The organism is Bradyrhizobium sp. USDA 4449, from assembly GCF_054056275.1.
Genome location: NZ_JBSRYD010000001.1, coordinates 2,293,516 through 2,311,501, shown reverse-complemented (window position 1 = coordinate 2,311,501; position 17,986 = coordinate 2,293,516). Strand labels below are relative to the sequence as shown.

14 protein-coding genes are annotated in these 17,986 nt (G+C 63.5%); 6 read left to right on the top strand and 8 right to left on the bottom strand.

Features of this window, described 5'->3' with window-relative positions; genetic code table 11:
* Positions 1–122: 122 nt before the first annotated feature.
* The 5 genes from ACVIIW_RS10960 to ACVIIW_RS10940 form a co-directional block, all read right to left on the bottom strand.
* Positions 123–989: a 3-keto-5-aminohexanoate cleavage protein gene (locus ACVIIW_RS10960; protein WP_456700749.1), complete on the bottom strand. Its 867-nt coding sequence runs from the start codon at positions 987–989 to the stop codon at positions 123–125.
* Between the two features lie 127 nt (positions 990–1,116).
* A complete protein-coding gene (locus ACVIIW_RS10955) occupies positions 1,117–1,917 on the bottom strand; it encodes a helix-turn-helix domain-containing protein (protein ID WP_456700748.1) in 801 nt (266 codons plus the stop codon).
* Between the two features lie 175 nt (positions 1,918–2,092).
* Complete coding sequence (locus ACVIIW_RS10950; protein ID WP_456700747.1) at positions 2,093–2,749, bottom strand: glutathione S-transferase family protein; 657 nt, start codon at positions 2,747–2,749, stop codon at positions 2,093–2,095.
* Positions 2,749–3,912, bottom strand: coding sequence for an acyl-CoA dehydrogenase family protein (locus ACVIIW_RS10945; protein ID WP_456700746.1), 1,164 nt, complete (start codon positions 3,910–3,912; stop codon positions 2,749–2,751). Before ACVIIW_RS10945 ends, ACVIIW_RS10950 begins: the two co-directional genes overlap by 1 nt.
* A gap of 17 nt (positions 3,913–3,929) precedes the next feature.
* Positions 3,930–5,066 (bottom strand): acyl-CoA dehydrogenase family protein, encoded by a 1,137-nt coding sequence (locus ACVIIW_RS10940; protein WP_456700745.1) that lies wholly within the window; start codon positions 5,064–5,066, stop codon positions 3,930–3,932.
* Positions 5,067–5,326: 260 nt separating this feature from the next.
* On the opposite strand from ACVIIW_RS10940, the gene ACVIIW_RS10935 reads away from it, so the two are divergent.
* Positions 5,327–6,877 (top strand): acyl-CoA synthetase, encoded by a 1,551-nt coding sequence (locus ACVIIW_RS10935; RefSeq protein ID WP_456700744.1) that lies wholly within the window; start codon positions 5,327–5,329, stop codon positions 6,875–6,877.
* A 74-nt stretch (positions 6,878–6,951) separates the two neighbouring features.
* On the top strand, positions 6,952–8,172 hold the full coding sequence (locus ACVIIW_RS10930) for an ABC transporter substrate-binding protein (RefSeq protein ID WP_456700743.1): 1,221 nt from the start codon (positions 6,952–6,954) through the stop codon (positions 8,170–8,172).
* Between the two features lie 72 nt (positions 8,173–8,244).
* Here the strand turns inward: ACVIIW_RS10930 and ACVIIW_RS10925 are convergent, their stop codons facing one another.
* The gene (locus ACVIIW_RS10925; protein ID WP_456700742.1) at positions 8,245–9,015 is read right to left on the bottom strand and encodes a helix-turn-helix domain-containing protein; all 771 of its coding nucleotides are present in this window, start codon (positions 9,013–9,015) and stop codon (positions 8,245–8,247) included.
* Positions 9,016–9,202: 187 nt separating this feature from the next.
* Between ACVIIW_RS10925 and ACVIIW_RS10920 the strand changes: the two genes are divergently transcribed.
* From ACVIIW_RS10920 to ACVIIW_RS10905, 4 genes are all read left to right on the top strand, one after another.
* Positions 9,203–11,470: a marine proteobacterial sortase target protein gene (locus ACVIIW_RS10920; protein ID WP_456700741.1), complete on the top strand. Its 2,268-nt coding sequence runs from the start codon at positions 9,203–9,205 to the stop codon at positions 11,468–11,470.
* 125 nt (positions 11,471–11,595) lie between these two features.
* Complete coding sequence (locus tag ACVIIW_RS10915) at positions 11,596–12,165, top strand: class GN sortase (RefSeq protein ID WP_456705130.1); 570 nt, start codon at positions 11,596–11,598, stop codon at positions 12,163–12,165.
* A 180-nt stretch (positions 12,166–12,345) separates the two neighbouring features.
* Positions 12,346–14,565, top strand: coding sequence for an acetate--CoA ligase family protein (locus ACVIIW_RS10910; protein ID WP_456700740.1), 2,220 nt, complete (start codon positions 12,346–12,348; stop codon positions 14,563–14,565).
* 141 nt (positions 14,566–14,706) lie between these two features.
* Positions 14,707–15,537 carry an MlaD family protein gene (locus ACVIIW_RS10905; protein WP_456700739.1) on the top strand — a complete coding sequence of 277 codons (831 nt, stop codon included), beginning with the start codon at positions 14,707–14,709 and terminating at the stop codon, positions 15,535–15,537.
* Positions 15,538–15,600: 63 nt separating this feature from the next.
* Here the strand turns inward: ACVIIW_RS10905 and ACVIIW_RS10900 are convergent, their stop codons facing one another.
* Positions 15,601–17,103, bottom strand: a complete 1,503-nt coding sequence (locus ACVIIW_RS10900; RefSeq protein ID WP_456700738.1) for a flavin-containing monooxygenase — start codon at positions 17,101–17,103, stop codon at positions 15,601–15,603.
* 120 nt (positions 17,104–17,223) lie between these two features.
* Positions 17,224–17,982, bottom strand: a complete 759-nt coding sequence (locus tag ACVIIW_RS10895) for a S1 family peptidase (protein ID WP_456700737.1) — start codon at positions 17,980–17,982, stop codon at positions 17,224–17,226.
* Between the last annotated feature and the right edge of the window lie 4 nt (positions 17,983–17,986).

The window sequence follows — 17,986 nt, the reverse complement described above, 5'->3', positions numbered from 1 at the left end:
CGTCACCGCGAGGAGCCCGCGACAGAATTGCGAAGCAATTTTGCGCTGGCGACGAAGCAATCCAGTCTGTTTCCGCGGATGCACTCTGGATTGCTTCGCTTCGCTCGATATGACGGCTGGGGCTATCTGTTCGTCCCAAAGATCTTCCGCGCCTCGGCGGGGCTCGCGACCTCGCGGCCGGCGCGGCGGGCGCAAGCCGCAATGGCCTCGATCAGTTGGCCGTTTGATGTCACCTTCTTGCCGTCGGCGAGATAGAAGGCGTCCTCGAGACCGGTGCGCAAGTGACCGCCTAGCTCGGCGCAGCGCTGGTGCAGCGGCCAGATCTCCTCGCGGCCGATCGCCGTGACCTGGAATTGCGCCTCGGGGCGCTTCAGCTTGATCAGGATCGGCAGCAGCTCCGGATCCGAAGGCATTCCCGACGCGACACCCATCACGAAGTTATATTCGAGCGGGCCCTTGTACATGCCAACCTGGGTATACATGCCGACGCAGCGCACGATGCCGACGTCGAAGCACTCGAACTCGGGAATGGTGCCGACTTCGTCCATGACGTCGAGATAGTCCTTCACCTTCTCGACCGCGTTGTCGAACATCATCGGAGGCCAGGCCCAACTGTTGTCGGCCTTGACCTTCAGATAGTTGAGCGAGCCCGCGTTGCAGGCGGCGATCTCCGGCCTGGTTTCGCGGATGCAATCCAGGGCGCCGCTGTAGTTCGGGCCAGAAACACCCGAGGTGTGGTTGATGATGACGCCGGGACAGGCTTCACGGATCGCCTGCTGGATTTCCTTGCTGACGCTCACCTCCCAGGACGGCAGATGGCCCTTGCCCGGCGCCTGCTGGCGCAGATGGATGTGCATGATGGAGGCGCCGGCATCGAACGCAGCCTTTGCCTCGCGCGCCATCTGCTCGGGCGTGACAGGGACGTTGTGCTGTTTGGGGTCGGTGAGCACGCCGTTCAGCGCGCAGGTGATGACGGCCTTGTCGCTCATGCCACAGCTATCTCGCACGTTGAGAATTCAACGATGCAATCATGTGATGCAGGGCATGCAGCTTCTTGCGCGGAGAAGCTGAGAAACGAGATGCCGTAGGGTGGGTTAGCCGAAGGCGTAACCCACCCTACGAAGCGATATCGAGCCGCACGGTCTCGGTGCTGCGATAGATCGCAAGATCGCGCGAGCCGACGAAGATCGCGCGCGGCTTCAATCCGTAGAAGCGGCGGATCGAGTGGCTGAAATGGGTGCTATCGGGGTAGCCGATGTCCTGCGCGAGATGAGCGAGGTTGAGGTCCTGGTTGGCGAAGTGCAGCAGATGCCGCGCGCGCTTCCAGGCGCGGAAGGAGCGGAACGAGATGCCGGTCTCCTCCTTGAAGAGATGCAGGAAGCGCGAGGTCGAGAGGCCCGCCTCGGCCGCGCAGGTATCCGCGGTGACAGGCTCACCGGAGAAGCGTTCGATGCGGGCAACGGCGCGCGTGACGCGCGGGTCGAGCACGCGGCGCGGCAGTGCTTCGCCAAAGCACATCTCGTCGAATTCAGCGGTGGTGATGTCGCCATAGCGGCGCTGCCGCAGCAGCGCATAGGCGGCGAGGACTTTTCTGGCGTACGCAGCGCGATCCGGCCCCATCAGCCGCCGGGCCAAGGCCTCCAGCACGCCATCTGGCATGCTTTCCGGCTCGAGCGTCACGCTGATTGCGGTGCGGTAGTCGCCGGCGATGGAATGCCGCTGGTTCGGCAGGGTGACGAACAGCTCCGCGGAGGCGAGGACGTCGTCGATGGTGAGATGCAGGCTACCCTTCACCGCCACATAGACGTGGCAGCAGCCCGGGGTCCGCTTGCGAGGCCTGCCGAGCAAACCGGCATAGAACACCCGCTCCGGCGTGATCAGCATCAGATGGTCGGATTCGCGACCCGTGTCTTCCATTGCGTATCCTCCTCGCGCGGCTCTTCGGCCGCTGCGGACGGAGGTCAGCTTAGCGGAAATTTGGGCGCTGTCACGGCGGGTAGCGCTGTCATGGCGCGCAAAAGATTACCATTCCGGTACGACGATCTGTCTTCCCGGAACCGCGCGGAGATCGTAGTCCCGCCGTGCGGAATGTTTACGGTCTCACGCGCGGCGCAACATTCTGTTCGGCGCCGGCCTTCTGCTCGGCAGCCACAGCGCGCTTGAACCCGTCGCGCTGCTGCAGGCGCGCCCAATAGGCTGCGACATTCGGTCCAAAATCCTTGGCGAGTCCAATGGTGTGGGCGAGGCGGAGCGCGTAACCGATGACAATGTCAGCGGCGGTGAAGCGGCCCGCGCACAAGGTTTCGGCATTGGCGGTCGCTGCCTCGACGGCGCGCAGCCGCCCCAGGAACCACTTTGCATAGTCGGTGGCGACCTGCGGATTGCGGCGCTCCTCCGGCTCGAGCTGGCTGTAGCGAAGCACCAGCGTTTGCGGGAAGGTCAACGTCGCGTCGCTGAAATACATCCAGTTCAGGAAAGCGCCATAGGCGGGATCTTCGGGGTTGACCATCAGCGGTGTCGGCCCGTGCGTGACGCCGAGATAATGGCAGATGCCCGATGACTCCGTCATCCTGGTTTCGCCGTCGACCATGAACGGAATCGTGCCCAATGGATTGAGCGCGAGATAGTCCTTGGCGAAGACGCGCGGCGGGAACGGCAGCATCTTCAGCTCATAGGACAGCCCCATCTCCTCCAGCATCCAGAGCGGACGGAACGAGCGCGCGGCGTCGCAATGATAGAGCGTGATCATCATGCCTTCCCTTTACTACCTGGCAACGTGCCCATCATCCTGCACAGGACCATCAGCATGACCTCGTCGGCGCCGCCGCCGATCGAGGTCAGGCGGCTGTCGCGATAGGCGCGGCTGACCGGCGTCTCGTTGGTAAAGCCCATTCCGCCCCAATATTGCAAGCAGGCGTCGGTGAGCTCGCGGCCGAGCCGGCCGGCCTTGAGCTTGGCCATGGTCGCAAGCCGCGTCACGTCCTCACCGGCGACCAGCTGCTCGGCGGCGCGATAGATCAGCGCGCGCAAGAGCTCCACCTCGGTCTGCATCTCCGCGAGCTTGAAGTGGACGATTTGGTTGTCGAGGATGCTCTGGCCAAAGGCTTTGCGGTTGCGGGTGTATTCGATGGTCTGATCGATGATGTATTCGTGCGCCTTGAGGCAGGCGGCCGCACCCCAGAGCCGTTCCTCCTGGAACTGGATCATCTGGTAGGTAAAGCCCTTGCCCTCTTCGCCGATCCGGTTGCGCTTGGGCACGCGGACATTGTCGAAGAAGATCTGCGCGGTGTCGGAGGAGCGCATGCCCAGCTTGTCGAGCTTTCGGGCCACGGTGACGCCCTTGCTCTTCATGAGCACGCAAATCAGGGATTTGTTGCGGTGAACCGGGCCATCGCCGGTATTGGCGAGCAGGCAGATCCAGTCGGCCTGGGTGCCATTGGTGATCCACATCTTGCCGCCGGTGATGAGGTAGTCGTCGCCGTCGGAGCGCGCCTGGGTCTTGATGGAGGCGACGTCCGAGCCCGCGCCCGGCTCGGAGACGCCGATGCAGGCGACGTAATCGCCTGCTATCGACGGGCTGAGGAATTCGCGCCGCACCTCGTCGGAGCCGAATCGGGCCAGCGCCGGCGTTGCCATGTCGGTCTGCACCCCGATCGCCATCGGCACGCCGCCGCAAGTGATGGCCCCTAGTTCCTCCGCCATCATCAGCGCGTAGGAATAGTCGAGGCCGCAGCCGCCGAACTCCATCGGCTTGTTCAGGCCGAGGAAGCCGAGACTGCCCATCTTCTTGAACAGCGCATGCGCCGGAAAGATGTCGGCCTTCTCCCATTCATCGACATGCGGATTGATCTCGTTGGCTATGAATTTTTGCAGGGAGCGACGGATCTCGTCGTGGTCGGCGGTGAATAGCATTCTTTCAGCCTCGTCCTTCACAGCCCCATCTGCCTCGAGGCCAGATCCTTCATGATCTCCTCGGTGCCGCCGCCGATGGCGTTGACCTTGACCTCGCGGTAGATGCGCTCCGCCTTGATGCCGCGCATGAAGCCAGCGCCGCCAAAGATCTGGACGGCTTCCGAGGCGCAGAACGCCATGGTCTGGGTTGCCTGGTTCTTCATCATGCAGATTTCCGCGACCGGGCTCTCGCCCTGCTCCAGCCGCCAGGCCAGCATCTCCAGCATCGCCTGCGACGCCGCGACCTTCTGCGCCATGTCGACGATCTTGTGCCTGATGACCTGATGCTGGGCCAGCGGCTTGCCGAACGTCTTGCGCTCCTTGGAATAGGCGATCGCCTCATCGAGACAGACGCGCGCGAAGGCGGTGCAGCCTGCGGCCATGCCCATGCGCTCGCTGTTGAAATTTTGCATGATGATCTTGAAGCCCTGGCCCTCCTCACCGATCAAGTTCTCGGCCGGCACGCGGCACTCATCGAAATGCAATGTCGCGGTATCGGACGCCCACCAGCCCATCTTCTTCAGTTTCGTGCGTGACAGGCCGGGCGTATCGCCCTCGATCAGGAGCAGGCTGACGCCACCGGCGCCCTCGCCGCCGGTCCGCACGGCAACGGTCAGATAGTCGGCACGGACGCCTGATGTGATGAAGGTTTTTTCGCCACTCACGACGTAGTGATTGCCGTCGCGCCGCGCCTTGGTGCGCAAGCTCGCGACGTCAGAGCCGCCGCCGGGCTCGGTGATCGCGAGCGCGGAGATCTTCTCGCCCGAGAGCACCTGCGGCAGCACGCGCGCCTTCACCTCCGGCCGCGCTGCGCGTGCGATCGGCGGCGAACCGATGGTGTGGCTCATCAGGCTGGCGCTGACGCCCCCGGCCCCGGCCCGCGCCAACTCCTGGGTCGCGACGATCCTCATGAACTGGTCGGCAAGGATCCCGCCATACTCCTCGGGGAATCCGAGCCCCAACAGACCGATCTCTGCCGCCTTGCGGTAGAGCGCGCGGGGGAATTCGCCGGCTTCGTCCCATTCATGGGCGAACGGGGTGATCTCGTTGTCGACGAAGCGGCGCATGACGTCGCGGAAGGCATCGTGCTCGGCGGTATAGAACGGGCTCTTCATGGCTTGCGCCTTCGGCGATTCCGGTCGTTGCACCATGGCCGGAACATTCGCGGGCCACTTGCGCGGAGTGGCTGACCCGAAAGGCCTGCCGGTGCAGGTCCTCGCCTAGCAACTCAACGCAAGAGGTTTTCGTCCCTCGCAGGCCAACTCCAAACAAAAAAGACTACTGCACAAAAACTCCCGGCTGGCCTCCCAGGCCACGCCGGGCATGGTGCACAGCACTCAAATTCAGGCGGCAAACACCGCCGAGGGAGGGATTGTTGGCCGTTCGTTACTACGACTGGATCGCCCATCATGCCCGTCGCGCGCCCTCCAAGATCGCGGCCGTCGATCTCGCGAGCGAGCGCCGCTTCACCTATGCGCAGTTCGACGCCCGCGTCTCACGCCTCGCCTCGTTCTTCCGTCATACGCTGAAGGTTTCGCGCGGCGACCGCGTCGCCGTGCTGGCGCTGAACACGACCGATACGCTGGAGGTACAATTCGCCTGCGGACGCGTGGGCGCCGTGTTCGTGCCGCTGAACACCCGCCTCACCATTCCGGAGCTTCAGTTCATCACCGGCGATTGTGCGCCGAAGGTGATGATTCACGATGCCGATCTCGCCGAGACGGCGATCACCGTAGCAAAGCTCTGCAACGTCGCGACCAGCCTGCTGCTCGGTGCCGACGGCACCTATGAGGCCGGCATCGCCGGGGCCAAGCTGCTCGACCGCACCGAGCAGGTCACGCTCGATGATATCTCGACCATCATGTACACGTCGGGCACGACGGGACATCCGAAGGGCGCGACCATCACCCACGGCATGACCTTCTGGAATTGCGTCAATCTCGGCGGCCCCGCCTGCATCGGGCCGGCATCGGTGTTGCTCACCGTGCTGCCGCTGTTTCATACCGGCGGGCTGAACTGCTATACCAACCCGGTGCTGCATGCCGGCGGCACGGTGATGATCATGCGCGCCTTCGATCCCGGCACCGCGCTCGGCCTGATCAACGATCCCGCGCAGGGCATCAATGTGTTCTTCGGCGTGCCTGCGATCTACCAATTCATGGCGCAGCATCCGGCCTTCGCGACCACCGATCTCAGCCGATTGATCGTCTGCGGCGTCGGCGGCGCGCCGATGCCGGTGCCGCTGTTGAAAACATGGGAGGAGCGCGGCGTCGCGCTCCAGCAGGGCTATGGCATGACCGAGACCTCGCCGGCCGTGCTGGTGCTCGACCGCGAGGACGCAGCGCGGAAAGCGGGCTCTGCCGGCAAGCCGGTCCTGCACACCGAGGTGCGCATCGTCCGCCCCGACGGCAGCGATGCCGAGGTCGGCGAGCTCGGAGAGCTCTGGGTCAAAGGGCCGAACATCACGCCGGGCTACTGGAACAGGCCGGAGGCGAACGAGACATCCTTCACCGATGGCTGGCTGCACACGGGCGATGCGACGCGCGTGGATGAGGAGGGCTTCTACTATATCGTCGACCGCTGGAAGGACATGTACATCTCCGGCGGCGAGAACGTCTATCCAGCCGAGGTCGAGAACGTCCTGCACCAGCTCAGCGCGATTGCGGAAGCGGCGGTGATCGGCATCCCTGATACGCAATGGGGCGAGGTCGGCCTCGCCATCGTCGCGACCAAAAAAGGCCAGCGGCTGACGGAAGCTGACGTCTTCGCGCACTGCGCCGCCAATCTCGCACGCTTCAAATGCCCGCGCCAGGTTCGTTTCGTCGATGCGCTGCCCCGCAACGCCACCGGCAAGATCCACAAGCCGACCTTGCGCAAGCAATTCTCCGTTGCTTCCGAAGTGGACAAGAAAGTCGCCAATGCCTGATCGAAGCGCTCCTCTCGGGCGCATTTGTTTTTCGACGTGCCTGCTCCAATCCAGACGAACCGCAAGGAATTTTCATGAACAGGAAACTCTCCCTGCTTGCCGCAGCAACCGCGTTGACGCTGCTCACGACCCAGGGTGCCTTCGCGCAGAAGGCGTACGACACCGGGGTCACCGACACCGAGATCAAGATCGGCAATGTCGAGGCCTATTCCGGCCCGGCCTCGGCCTACGGCATCATCGGCAAGACCGAAGACGCCTATTTCAAGATGATCAACGACCAGGGCGGCATCAACGGCCGCAAGATCAACTTCATCTCCTACGATGACGGCTACTCGCCGCCGAAGACGGTGGAACAGATCCGCAAGCTGATCGAGAGCGATGAGGTATTTCTTGTCTTCAACGCGCTGGGCACGCCGACCCAGACCGCCGTGCAGAAATACCAAAATGCCAAGAAGGTGCCGCAGCTCTTCCTCGCCACCGGCGCCAGCAAGTGGAATGATCCGAAGAATTTCCCCTGGACGATGGGCTTCCAGCCGAGCTACCGGGTCGAGGCGCGGATCTTCGCCAAATACATCCTGAAGGAGAAGCCGGACGCAAAGGTTGCGATCTTTTACGCCAACGACGATTTCGGCAAGGATTACCTCGCCGGCATCAAGGACGTGTTCGGCGACAAGGCCTCGAAGCTGATCGTGGCCGAAGAGAGCTATGAGACGTCGGAGCCCTCGATCGACGCCCATATCGTCAAGCTCAAGGACACCGGCGCCGATGTCTTCGTGAACATTGCGACCCCGAAATTTGCCGCTCAAGCCATCAAGAAGATCGCCGAGCTCGGCTGGAAACCGATGCATTTGATGACCGACGTCTCGGTTTCGATCGGCGCGGTGATGAAGCCCGCCGGGCTCGAGGCCTCGGAGGGCGTGCTGTCGGCCGGTTACCTCAAGGATGCGTCCGATCCGCAGTGGAAGGACGATGCCGGCATGAAGAAGTTCATGGCTTTCATCGAGAAGTACATGCCGGGCGCGAACATCTCGGACGCCAATCTGGTCTACGGCTATGCCGCAGCCCAGACCATGGTGCAGGTGCTGAAGCAGGCAGGGGACAATCTGACCCGCGAGAACGTGATGAAGCAGGCCGCCAGCCTGAAGGACTTCACCCCCGACACGCTGATCCCGGGGATTACGATCAACACCTCGGCCACCGACTTCGCGCCGATCGAGCAGCTCAAAATGTGGCGGTTCAAGAGCGGCCAGTGGGAGCTGTTCGGCCCCATCATCAGCGCCGAGCCGAGCGGCTAGTTTCGGCCGGAGGCAACTGACACAGGATAGCGGTCGACAGGCCGCTATCTTTCCATGCGTCAGCGGGCGAGATCAAGCCGGCAGGAAAAGCGCAAAGGAGTCGTCGACGGTACGCCGAAGATGATCTCGATACAGCTTGTAGTTCGCGTGGTCCTGTGAGATCCGGCCCACAGCCGGATCGGCGATAATTCGTGCCGGTACATAGGCGATCGGCGCCGCGACCGGCGTCAGTTGCGAGCCGGCGCCGGCGCGTAGCGTCGAAATGATGCCATACATCGCGCCTGATACGGTCGGCCGCGACACCGTGATCACGCGGTGCTGGCCATGCTTGTTGATGACAAGATAGATGAAGCCGGACTGGTGCGGCACGGCAACTTCACCCGTGTGCTCATAGGCCGTATCCGTCCGCTCGCCTTCGCGGAAAACCAGCGACGAGACCTTCGGCTCCCAGACGATCTCGGTGCGGTAGGCAAAAATCGCATCCTTGTCGCCAAACGACGGACGCAGCGTGATGTAGACGCCCTCGATCCAGGTCACCGCACGATGCGAATAAGAGCCGAGACTGTCGGGCGCGACATCGCTACCAACAGCGGGCGCCGGCGCAACGATGCTCTTGCGCAAGGACACGCCCAGCGCCTGCTCCAGCCGGACGGTGGTGGCCAGCGTGAACGGGCGGCGGCCGCCGAGCGCCTTCTCGAGCGTCGACAGGCTGAGCTTGGCCTGCTCGGCCAGCGCCTGCCGCGAAATCCGGCGTCTGGCGATTTCCTCGCGGATCGTCTCCGCGACCTCCCGGCTCTGCTCGTCCGAAAGCTGCCTGTCGGAGAGCTTGTCTTGCGTCTGCATCGTTAACCCCGCTCCACGCCCGCTACTGTAGCAGGGCGGACCAATCAGCACAAAACCGGACATGACCGCCAAAGCGGCGGCCCGGGGAGGCCAACCGCGGCGGAACATTGCCGATCATTCTGCTCGCGAAATCGCCCCCGCCCGACCGATGCTCAGCGACGTCCAACACCGTTCGGGAGCAAGCCAAATGGACACTTACGACACAGTCGACAGCGACGACCACCCAGACGAGAGCCCTTGGCTCAAAAGGTTGATCAAGATCGGACTTTTCCTTCTGGCGCAAAGCATTGCCGTGCTCCTGGTCAGTTTCGTCGCCCTGCTGGTGAGCTTCGAGACCTCCTGGTCGGCGACGACAGAGCAAGCGAGCCTGCTCCAGCCCGGCGACGCCAATTCCGGCACCCTCCTGCTCCGGAAGGACGGCATCACGACCGAAGCCATCCGCCTCGGGACCGATTTCGACATCACGGTCTCAGGCCCGACGCTGCGCACGCGCGTCACGCAGGTGTTTCGTAATCCGAGCAAGGCTTGGGTCGAGGCGACCTATGTCTATCCGCTCGCCGGTGACGGTGCCGTCGATACGCTGAAGATGATCGTTGGCGGCCGCATCATCGTCGGCGACATCAAGGAGCGTCAGCAGGCCCGCGTGATCTACCAGCAGGCGCGTCGCAGCGGACAGAAGGCGGCGCTGACCGAGCAGGAACGGCCCAACATCTTCACCAATTCGGTCGCCAATATCGGTCCGGGCGAGACCGTCCTGGTGCAGATCGAATATCAGGAGCCTGTCCATCAATCCGGCAGCGAATATTCGCTGCGTGTGCCGCTCGTCGTCGGGCCGCGCTACAATCCGGCGCCGATCGTTCAGAGCGTCGACTTCGGCAAGGACGGCTCCGGCTGGGGCTCGACCAGTTCGGACCCGGTGCCCGACCGTGACCGCATCTCGCCGCCGGTTGTCGATCCCGCGAATAACGCGCCGGTCAATCCGACCAGCATCACGGTGCACCTGAAAGCCGGCTTCGCGCTCGGCGAGGTGAAGAGCCACCATCACGATGTCAAGATCGAGAGCCCTGATAACACCACGCGCGTGGTGACGCTTGCCGACGGCGCCGTGCCCGCCGACCGCGATTTTGAGCTGACCTGGAAGCCCGCTGCCGAGAAGGCGCCGTCGGTCGGGCTGTTCCGCGAACATGTCGGCGATGCCGATTACCTGCTTGCCTTCGTCACGCCGCCGGCCGCGGAGCAAGCGACGCAAAAGCCGCTGCCGCGCGAAGTGGTGTTCGTGATCGACAATTCCGGCTCGATGGGCGGCACCTCGATCGAGCAGGCCAAGGCGAGCCTGCTCTATGCGCTGGGCCGCCTCCAGCCGGACGACCGCTTCAACGTGATCCGTTTCGACGACACCATGGACGTGTTGTTTCCGGCCTCGGTTCCGGCCGACGCCGCGCATGTCGGTGCAGCGACCTCGTTCGTCAGCGCACTGCAGGCGCGCGGCGGCACCGAGATGGTGCCTGCGATGCGCGCGGCGCTGACCGACAGGCTCGGCGACATCAACATGGTTCGCCAGATCGTTTTCCTGACCGACGGCGCGATCGGCAACGAGCAGCAATTGTTCGAGACGATCACGGCCATGCGCGGCCGCTCGCGAATCTTCATGGTCGGCATCGGCTCCGCGCCGAACACCTATCTGATGACGCGCGCTTCCGAACTCGGCCGCGGCGCCTTCACCCATATCGGGTCCGTCGAGCAGGTCGAGGAGCGCATGCGCGGCCTGTTCGCCAGGCTGGAGAATCCCGCCGTCACCGGCATCACCGCAAAGTTCTCTCAGGCCCAAGCCGACATCACGCCCGCGATCATTCCGGACGTCTATCGCGACGAGCCGCTCGTGCTGGCGGCGAAGCTCGACAAGCTCGCGGGCTCGCTGGAGATCAAGGGGCGCGTCGGCGACCGCCCGTGGTCCGTGACGCTCCCGCTGCAAAATGCCGCCGAAGGCAAGGGCCTGTCGAAGCTCTGGGCGAGGCGCAAGGTCAGCGATGCCGAAGTGGCGCGGACGCTCCGCGAGATGACGCCTGAGGATACCGACAAGACGATCCTTGCCCTGGCGCTCGAGCATCAGATCGTCACGCGGCTGACCAGTCTCGTCGCTGTCGACAAAACGCCGAGCCGCCCCGAAGGCGCGCCGCTCGAGCTCAGCGAGCTGCCGGTCAACCTGCCTGCCGGCTGGGATTTCGCGAAAGTGCTTGGCGAACGGCCGCAGCCGACGCAATTGCGCGAACGCCACGCCGATGCGGGCCAACCTGCCGCAAGGCGACCGGCACCGGTCACATCGGATGCGATCCGCCTGCCCAAGACCGCGACCTCGGCCGGGCTGAAGATGATCGCAGGCCTGATCATGATCGTGCTCGCCTTGCTCCTGTTCCTGTTCAACCGGCGTCAGAGCTTGCTCGCTGGCGCCGCTTGAGAGAGGAGTCCCCCGAACTCCTCTTCCTTTGCGCGCGCGGCTGCCCGTCCCGAACCCAACGGCCGCGCGCGTATTTTTTCTGCTGTCACTGCGAGCGCAGCGAAGCAATGACCGTGGTGGAAGTAATGCCCCGCTTCATCTCGCCCCTCATCCTCGCGCTGATCGGCGCCATCCTGTTCGGCAACGGCGCCTACATTCACGCCAAGGCCTGGCTTGCACAGGTGCTGCTGCAACGTGCGTTCGACAGCAGCATTGCGATCGGCCGACCGGTCAAACCGTGGTCGTGGGCCGACACATGGCCGGTGGCAAGGATCGAGGTGCAGCGGATCGGCGCCAGTGCCATCGTTCTGGAAGGCACAAGCGGCCAGGCGCTCGCCTTCGGGCCCGGGCACATCAGCGACACGGTTGACGCCGGCGAGCGTGGCGTCGCCGTGTATGCGGCTCATCGCGATACCCACTTCCGCTTCTTGCGCAGGGTTGCCATTGGCGACGTGATCGACGTCACGCGCAGTGACGGCAAACGCTTTCGTTATCGCGCGGATTCCACGGCGGTCGTCCATTTCGACGCATCGGGCATCGATCCCTCGCCTCAAGGCTTCGAGCTGGTGCTTGCGACTTGCTGGCCGTTTGACGCGGTCACGCCAGGCCTCGAACGCTACCTGCTGCATGCCACCTTGATCGGAGAACGTGAATAGCTGCCCGCAATCGGTCGCTCCGGTATCGATTCAGCGCTCACAACATTGCAGCCCACCGCTCATTCCGCCGTGCGGCATGCAGCGCTGCTGGTTGCCACTCCACGCAACTCCCCATACGATCAAGTGACACGCCGCCAAAAAGAACAACCGATCAAAAAGAACAACAGAAGAGGTCATGCCATGGAAGCTCGGGTCTCTGCCGCGTCGGGTCCTGCCCACCCATGGTCTCCCTCGCCCGATGCCAGCGACGTCGTCAAAGGCATCCACGCCATGCTGCATCCCCGCAATATCGTCCTGGTGGGCGCGACCGACAAGCCGGGCAATTACGCCGAGCGCATCTGGAACAATCTTGTCAAATACGGCTTCGAGGGCGGTCTCTATCCGCTCAATGCCAAGCGCGAGACCATCTGGAACGTGCCCTGCTACAAGGATTTTGCGAGCCTCCCCGAAAAGCCTGATCACGTTTTGGTGCTGGTGCCCGCACGCTTTGCCGTGCAGGTGATCCGCGACGCCGCCGCAGCCGGTGCGCGGTCCGCCACCATCGTCACCTCGGGCTTCAGCGAGTTGCAGGACGAGGAGAGCCAGAAGCTCGCCGTCGAGCTGCGACGGGCGGTGCGCGAGACCGGGCTCGCCGTCACCGGCCCGAACTGCCTGGGCAATTTGAGCGCCGGTGAAAAGCTCTTCACCAATATCGACGACCGAATCGTCAGCATGGAACAAGGCCCCGTGGCGATTGCCGGGCAATCCGGTGCCATCGTGATGGCGATCCGTCAGGCGCTGGAAGATCGCGGCGTCGGCGTCGGCTACATGGTGACAACCGGCAACGAGGCCGGGCTGGAGACGCCGGACCTGATGCGCTATTTCGCCGAGGATCCGAGCATCAAGGTGATCGTGGTCTATCTCGAAGGCGTGCGCAACACCAAGGCGTTTCGCGACGCCTGCAAGGCTGCGCGCGCCGCAAGCAAGCCGGTGATAGCGCTCAAGCTCGGATCGTCAGAGGGTGGGCGCGCCGCCGCGATGGCCCATACCGGCGCGCTTGCGGGCTCGATCGAGACATTCGATGCGATAGCAACCCGCGAAGGCGTGATCCGCGTGAGCGGGCTCGACGAGCTGATCGAGACTACGGAATGCTTCGTCCACGCCTCTGTCCCCAGGGGCGACCGGCTTGCGGCAGTCACGCTATCAGGCGGCAAGCGCGGCATGCTGCTGGACGCCTTCTATGCCGAAGGCCTGAATTTTGCGCCGCTGAGCCCTCATGTCAGCAGCGAGCTGGCAAAGATGCTGGGTCCCGGCTCGATCATCGGCAATCCGCTCGATGCCGGCTTTGCCGCGGTGGTCGATCCCTCCGTCTACATGAAGTCGATCAAGCTGATGATCGACGACCCTGATATCGACATCGTCATTGTCGACGCCGAGTTTCCCAAGACGCCGCACGAGCAGCGCGAGCGCAATTTGCGCATCGTCAACGACATGGCGAGCCGTGCTTCAAAACCCGTGATCTATATCAGCGCGATGTCGATCGGCTTCACCGAGTTCACCAAAGGCTTGCGCAAATCGCTGCCGCATCTCGTCGTGATGCAGGGCATGGACCGCGCGGTGACCGCGATCAAATCGCTGCTCGCCTATGCGAAGCTGCGCAAGGAAATCCCCGACATCGTCTCGAGCTCGAAGCCCGCCGCGCGCGCCGTGCTGGAGAAGGCACTGAAATCCGCGAGTGGCGCCGCGCTCGACGAGGTCGCCTCGAAGAAGCTGCTGAAAGCCTACGGTATCCCGGTCTCCAAGGAGGGAATCGCGCAGACGGCGGCGGAGGCCGTGAAGATCGCCAGGCAGATCGGCTTCCCGGTCGTCGCCAAGGTCGTCAGCGCCGAGATCCTGCACAAATCCGACATCGGCGGCGTGGTGCTGAACCTCACCAGCGCGGCCGAGGTGAAGAAGGCGTTTGCCGACATCATCGCGCGGGTGAAGAAGCTGAAGGGCAAGCCTGATGTCGACGGCATCCTGATCGCGCAGCAGGTCAAGGCCGACCTCGAGCTCGTGGTCGGCGCCTCGCTCGATGCCGAGATGGGACCCGTCGTGCTGTTCGGCACCGGCGGCATCGATATCGAGCTGATGAAGGACGTGGCATTGGCGGGCGCACCGCTGGACGAGGCCGAGGCGCGGCTCCTGATCGGCCGCACCAAGGCCGGCATCAAGATGCGCGGCTATCGCGGCAAGCCGGCATTGCACGAGGCGTCCGCCGTGAAGGCGCTGGTCGGGCTCTCCAATTTGATTGCGGACGCCGGCGACCGGATCGCGTCAATCGACGTCAATCCGTTCCTGATCAATGCCAGGACGGGTGTCGCTGTCGATGCGCTGATCGTGTTGAACAATGCCGCCGCCAAACGCGCCGCCAAGCATTGATGTGGCACGGGGGCGGATTAGCGCAGCGTAATCCGCCAACTGAAACTGATTGAGACGACGGCGGGTCACGCTCCGCTAAGCCGCCCTGCGTACCATGCGGCCTGCTTCCAACTTCCCGGCTTTGGTCGTAGAGTCACCCGCATGGCACGCGCAAGCAATCTGGTGATCGGCACGGCGACGCTGACGGTGATCGCCGTCGCGTTCGGCGGCCTACTCGGCGTGCAGAAATGGCGCGCCAGCCAGAGCCGCAGCCAGTTGCGCGTCGTTTTCGAAGGTGGTTCCGCGAGCGGCCTGCGCAGCGGCGGCCCGGTTGATTTCGACGGCGTGCCGGCTGGCCAGATCCTCTCGATCAAGCTGGAGAGTCCGCGCAAGGTCGTGGCGCTGGTGTCGCTCGACAACGCCGCGCCGCTGCGCAAGGACACAGTGGCCGGCATCGAGTTCCAGGGCCTCACCGGCGTCGCCGCGGTCTCGCTGATCGGCGGTGCCCCCTCCGCGCCGCCGGTGCCGCTCGATGCCGACGGCATCCCCGTACTGATCGCCGATCTCAGCGACGCCGAATCCATCGTCGATACGCTGCACAGCGTCGATCGCACGATCGTCAGCAATGCGCCCGCGATCAAGGATGGCCTGCGCACGTTCGAGGATCATACCGCCGATCTCAGGGGCAGGGGTGACGAGATCGACACGGTGATGCTCAAGGTCGACGATGCATTTGCCGGTTTCGACAAGGCCGTCGCCAAGATCGAGGGCGCGGTGCCCGGCTTCATCGATGGCAAGACCGACGAGTTGTTCGAAAAACTGAAGGGGCTGCACGACCTCGCCGACACCATGAAGAAGAAATCGGCGAGCTTCCTCGAAGACACAAGGCGTTCGCTGCTCGACCTCAGCGAAGCCGGCAACAAGATGAGCGGCATGCCTACAGCCGCCGTCGCTCCGCGCCCACCGCGCAAGCCGGCCCAGCAGAAGCGTTAGAGCCCACCAATTGTAGCGCACGACGCCCCTTGCCGGCATTGGAGCGCGTGACGTTCGAAAACCTCACCCGTACACAAAAGCCTTGTCATCCAGATCCGTCTTCGGGATTTCGTCCTTCTCGGTCCAGTAATCCTGACTGTGTTGCCATTCCGGCTTGTCGCCGCGCCTGGGCAGCAAGTTCATGTTGCGCATGATGTAGCCGGGGTTGAAGTTTTCCGGATCGATCCAGGGCAGGATCGGCATGTTGTGGTCTTCGGCACGCAAGGACACCTCGACCTTCTTCTTGCCCTTCGCCTTCATGTGGCCGAGCAGGCGGCAAACGAAATCCGCGACGAGATCGACGCGCAAGGTCCAGCTGGCGCGGAAATAGCCGAACACCCAGGCCATGTTCGGCACGCCCGTGAACATCATGCCGCGATAGGTGACCGTTTCGCCGAAAGCGAGCGGCTTGCCGTCAATCTCGAAGGCAATATCGCCGAGCGCCGAGAGATTGAAGCCGGTTGCAGTGATGATGACGTCGGCCTCCAGCAGCCGGCCCGATTTCAGCTGGATGCCGTTCTCGACGAAACATTCGATCTCGTCCGTGACGACGGAGGCCTTGCCACTGGCAATGCCTTTGAACAGATCGGCATCCGGCACGAAGGCGATGCGCTGACGCCACGGCCGGTAGCTCGGCGTGAAGTGCGTCTCGACGTCGTAGTCAGGACCGAGCACGGCGCTGATCTGGCCGATCAGTTCCTTCTTCACCTCCTCCGGCTTGGACAGGCAGAGCTTGGTGAACGCATCCTGCTCGAACAGAATCTTGCGGCGGACGATTTCGTGGATCCAGGCTTCGTCGACCTGGAGCCGGCGCAGTTCCTCCGCGATCTCGATGGCGTTGCGCCCCAGGCGGAAATAGGTCGGCGAGCGCTGCAGCATGGTGACATGCGCGCATTTGTCCGCGATATTCGGCACCAGCGTCGCCGCGGTGGCGCCTGAGCCGATAACGACGATCTTCTTGTCCTCGAGATCGATGTCGTCAGGCCAGGTCTGCGGATGGACGATGGGGCCCTTGAACCGGTCCGTGCCTTTCCATTCCGGCGTGTAGCCTTCCGAATGGCGATAATAGCCCTGGCACATCCAGAGAAAGTTCGCGGTAAAGGTCTTTGCCTCGCCTGTGTCGGTCGTCACCGCCTCGATGGTCCAGAGATTCTGCTCGCTGGACCAGTTCGCCGAGACGATCTTGTGCTTGTAGCGGATGTGGCGGGCGATATCGTTGTCGTCGATCACCTCGTTCATATAAGCGAGGATCTCCTCGGCCGTCGCGATCGGCGGCCCGACCCAAGGCTTGAAGCTGTAGCCGAAGGTATGGAGATCGCTGTCCGATCGAATGCCGGGATAGCGATGCGTGCTCCAGGTGCCGCCGAAGGTCGCCTGCGTCTCCAGGATGACGTAGCTCGTGCCCGGAAGCTGCTTGCTGACGTGATAGGCGCTGCCGATGCCGGAAATGCCGGCACCGACGATCAGCACGTCGAAATGTTCTGAAGCCTGTTTAGCCGAGGCGTGATTGCGAACAGCGACATTCATTGTTGATTCTATGCCTTGTCTTGGTCAGGCCGCCTTGATGGCGGCGCGTTTCCTCTGCGACGGGCAGGGTCACCCATCGCGCTTCCCTTGCAAAATGACATAGATCAAGTCGCGATCAAACTACAACGCCGCGCCCCAGCTCCGCGCCGTCTGCAAGATCCAGTCGCGATAGAGCGTCAACGGCGTGACGCCGGTCAGCCCGCCACAGCCGGCGGCGCCATTCGGCCCCGTCGACCAGCTGATGACCCCAACAAGCACGGCACGATCAGGCTTGTCCTCGAACACGGGGCCACCGGAATCGCCGGTGCAGGCGCCAATTCCGTCGCGAACGCCGTTGGTTACGGGATCGACCAGGCGAATCTGGAACGTGCCGGGCTGGCCGGTGGCAACAAGGCCGGCAACGCGAATTGCGCCACCGCTCTTGCCATCGCCGCGCATGGTGACGCCGATCCCGGCGATGGTGAAACGGCTGCCGACCTGGATTGGAATATTCGGCATTCCGACCGGCACCGTCGATTTTCCCTTGAGTGGAATTTCAAGTTGCAGCAATGCCACGTCTGCCGTGGCACGATGCGCCAGCATCGCCTGCATGTTGAAGTTCGGATGGATCGCGACCGTGCGAACGTTCAGCAATTGGGGCTGACCGTCGGCGCCGCGATCCACGATCTTGTAGTCCGCGCCGGGCTGCACACAGTGGGCGACCGTCAGCACAAGCTTCGGCGCAATCAGGGTGCCCGTGCAGAAATTGCCGCGCGAGCCGACGATGGTGACGACGGCACGCGCAACACCTTCGGTTTGCGGCGTCCCGCCGCCGACGATGGCATGAGCGGGCATCGTGAGCAGCAGCGCGGCTGCGAGGAGAGTGACGACCTTCTTCATGGGA

Coding starts and splice junctions, on each gene's coding strand:
- ACVIIW_RS10945 (WP_456700746.1), bottom strand. CDS start 3,912: ATGCTATTCACCGCCGACCACGACGAGATCCGTCGCTCCCTGCAAAAA.
- ACVIIW_RS10895 (WP_456700737.1), bottom strand. CDS start 17,982: ATGAAGAAGGTCGTCACTCTCCTCGCAGCCGCGCTGCTGCTCACGATG.
- ACVIIW_RS10925 (WP_456700742.1), bottom strand. CDS start 9,015: ATGCAGACGCAAGACAAGCTCTCCGACAGGCAGCTTTCGGACGAGCAG.
- ACVIIW_RS10940 (WP_456700745.1), bottom strand. CDS start 5,066: ATGAAGAGCCCGTTCTATACCGCCGAGCACGATGCCTTCCGCGACGTC.
- ACVIIW_RS10915 (WP_456705130.1), top strand. CDS start 11,596: ATGCCCCGCTTCATCTCGCCCCTCATCCTCGCGCTGATCGGCGCCATC.
- ACVIIW_RS10905 (WP_456700739.1), top strand. CDS start 14,707: ATGGCACGCGCAAGCAATCTGGTGATCGGCACGGCGACGCTGACGGTG.
- ACVIIW_RS10900 (WP_456700738.1), bottom strand. CDS start 17,103: ATGAATGTCGCTGTTCGCAATCACGCCTCGGCTAAACAGGCTTCAGAA.
- ACVIIW_RS10955 (WP_456700748.1), bottom strand. CDS start 1,917: ATGGAAGACACGGGTCGCGAATCCGACCATCTGATGCTGATCACGCCG.
- ACVIIW_RS10960 (WP_456700749.1), bottom strand. CDS start 989: ATGAGCGACAAGGCCGTCATCACCTGCGCGCTGAACGGCGTGCTCACC.
- ACVIIW_RS10920 (WP_456700741.1), top strand. CDS start 9,203: ATGGACACTTACGACACAGTCGACAGCGACGACCACCCAGACGAGAGC.
- ACVIIW_RS10910 (WP_456700740.1), top strand. CDS start 12,346: ATGGAAGCTCGGGTCTCTGCCGCGTCGGGTCCTGCCCACCCATGGTCT.
- ACVIIW_RS10950 (WP_456700747.1), bottom strand. CDS start 2,749: ATGATCACGCTCTATCATTGCGACGCCGCGCGCTCGTTCCGTCCGCTC.
- ACVIIW_RS10930 (WP_456700743.1), top strand. CDS start 6,952: ATGAACAGGAAACTCTCCCTGCTTGCCGCAGCAACCGCGTTGACGCTG.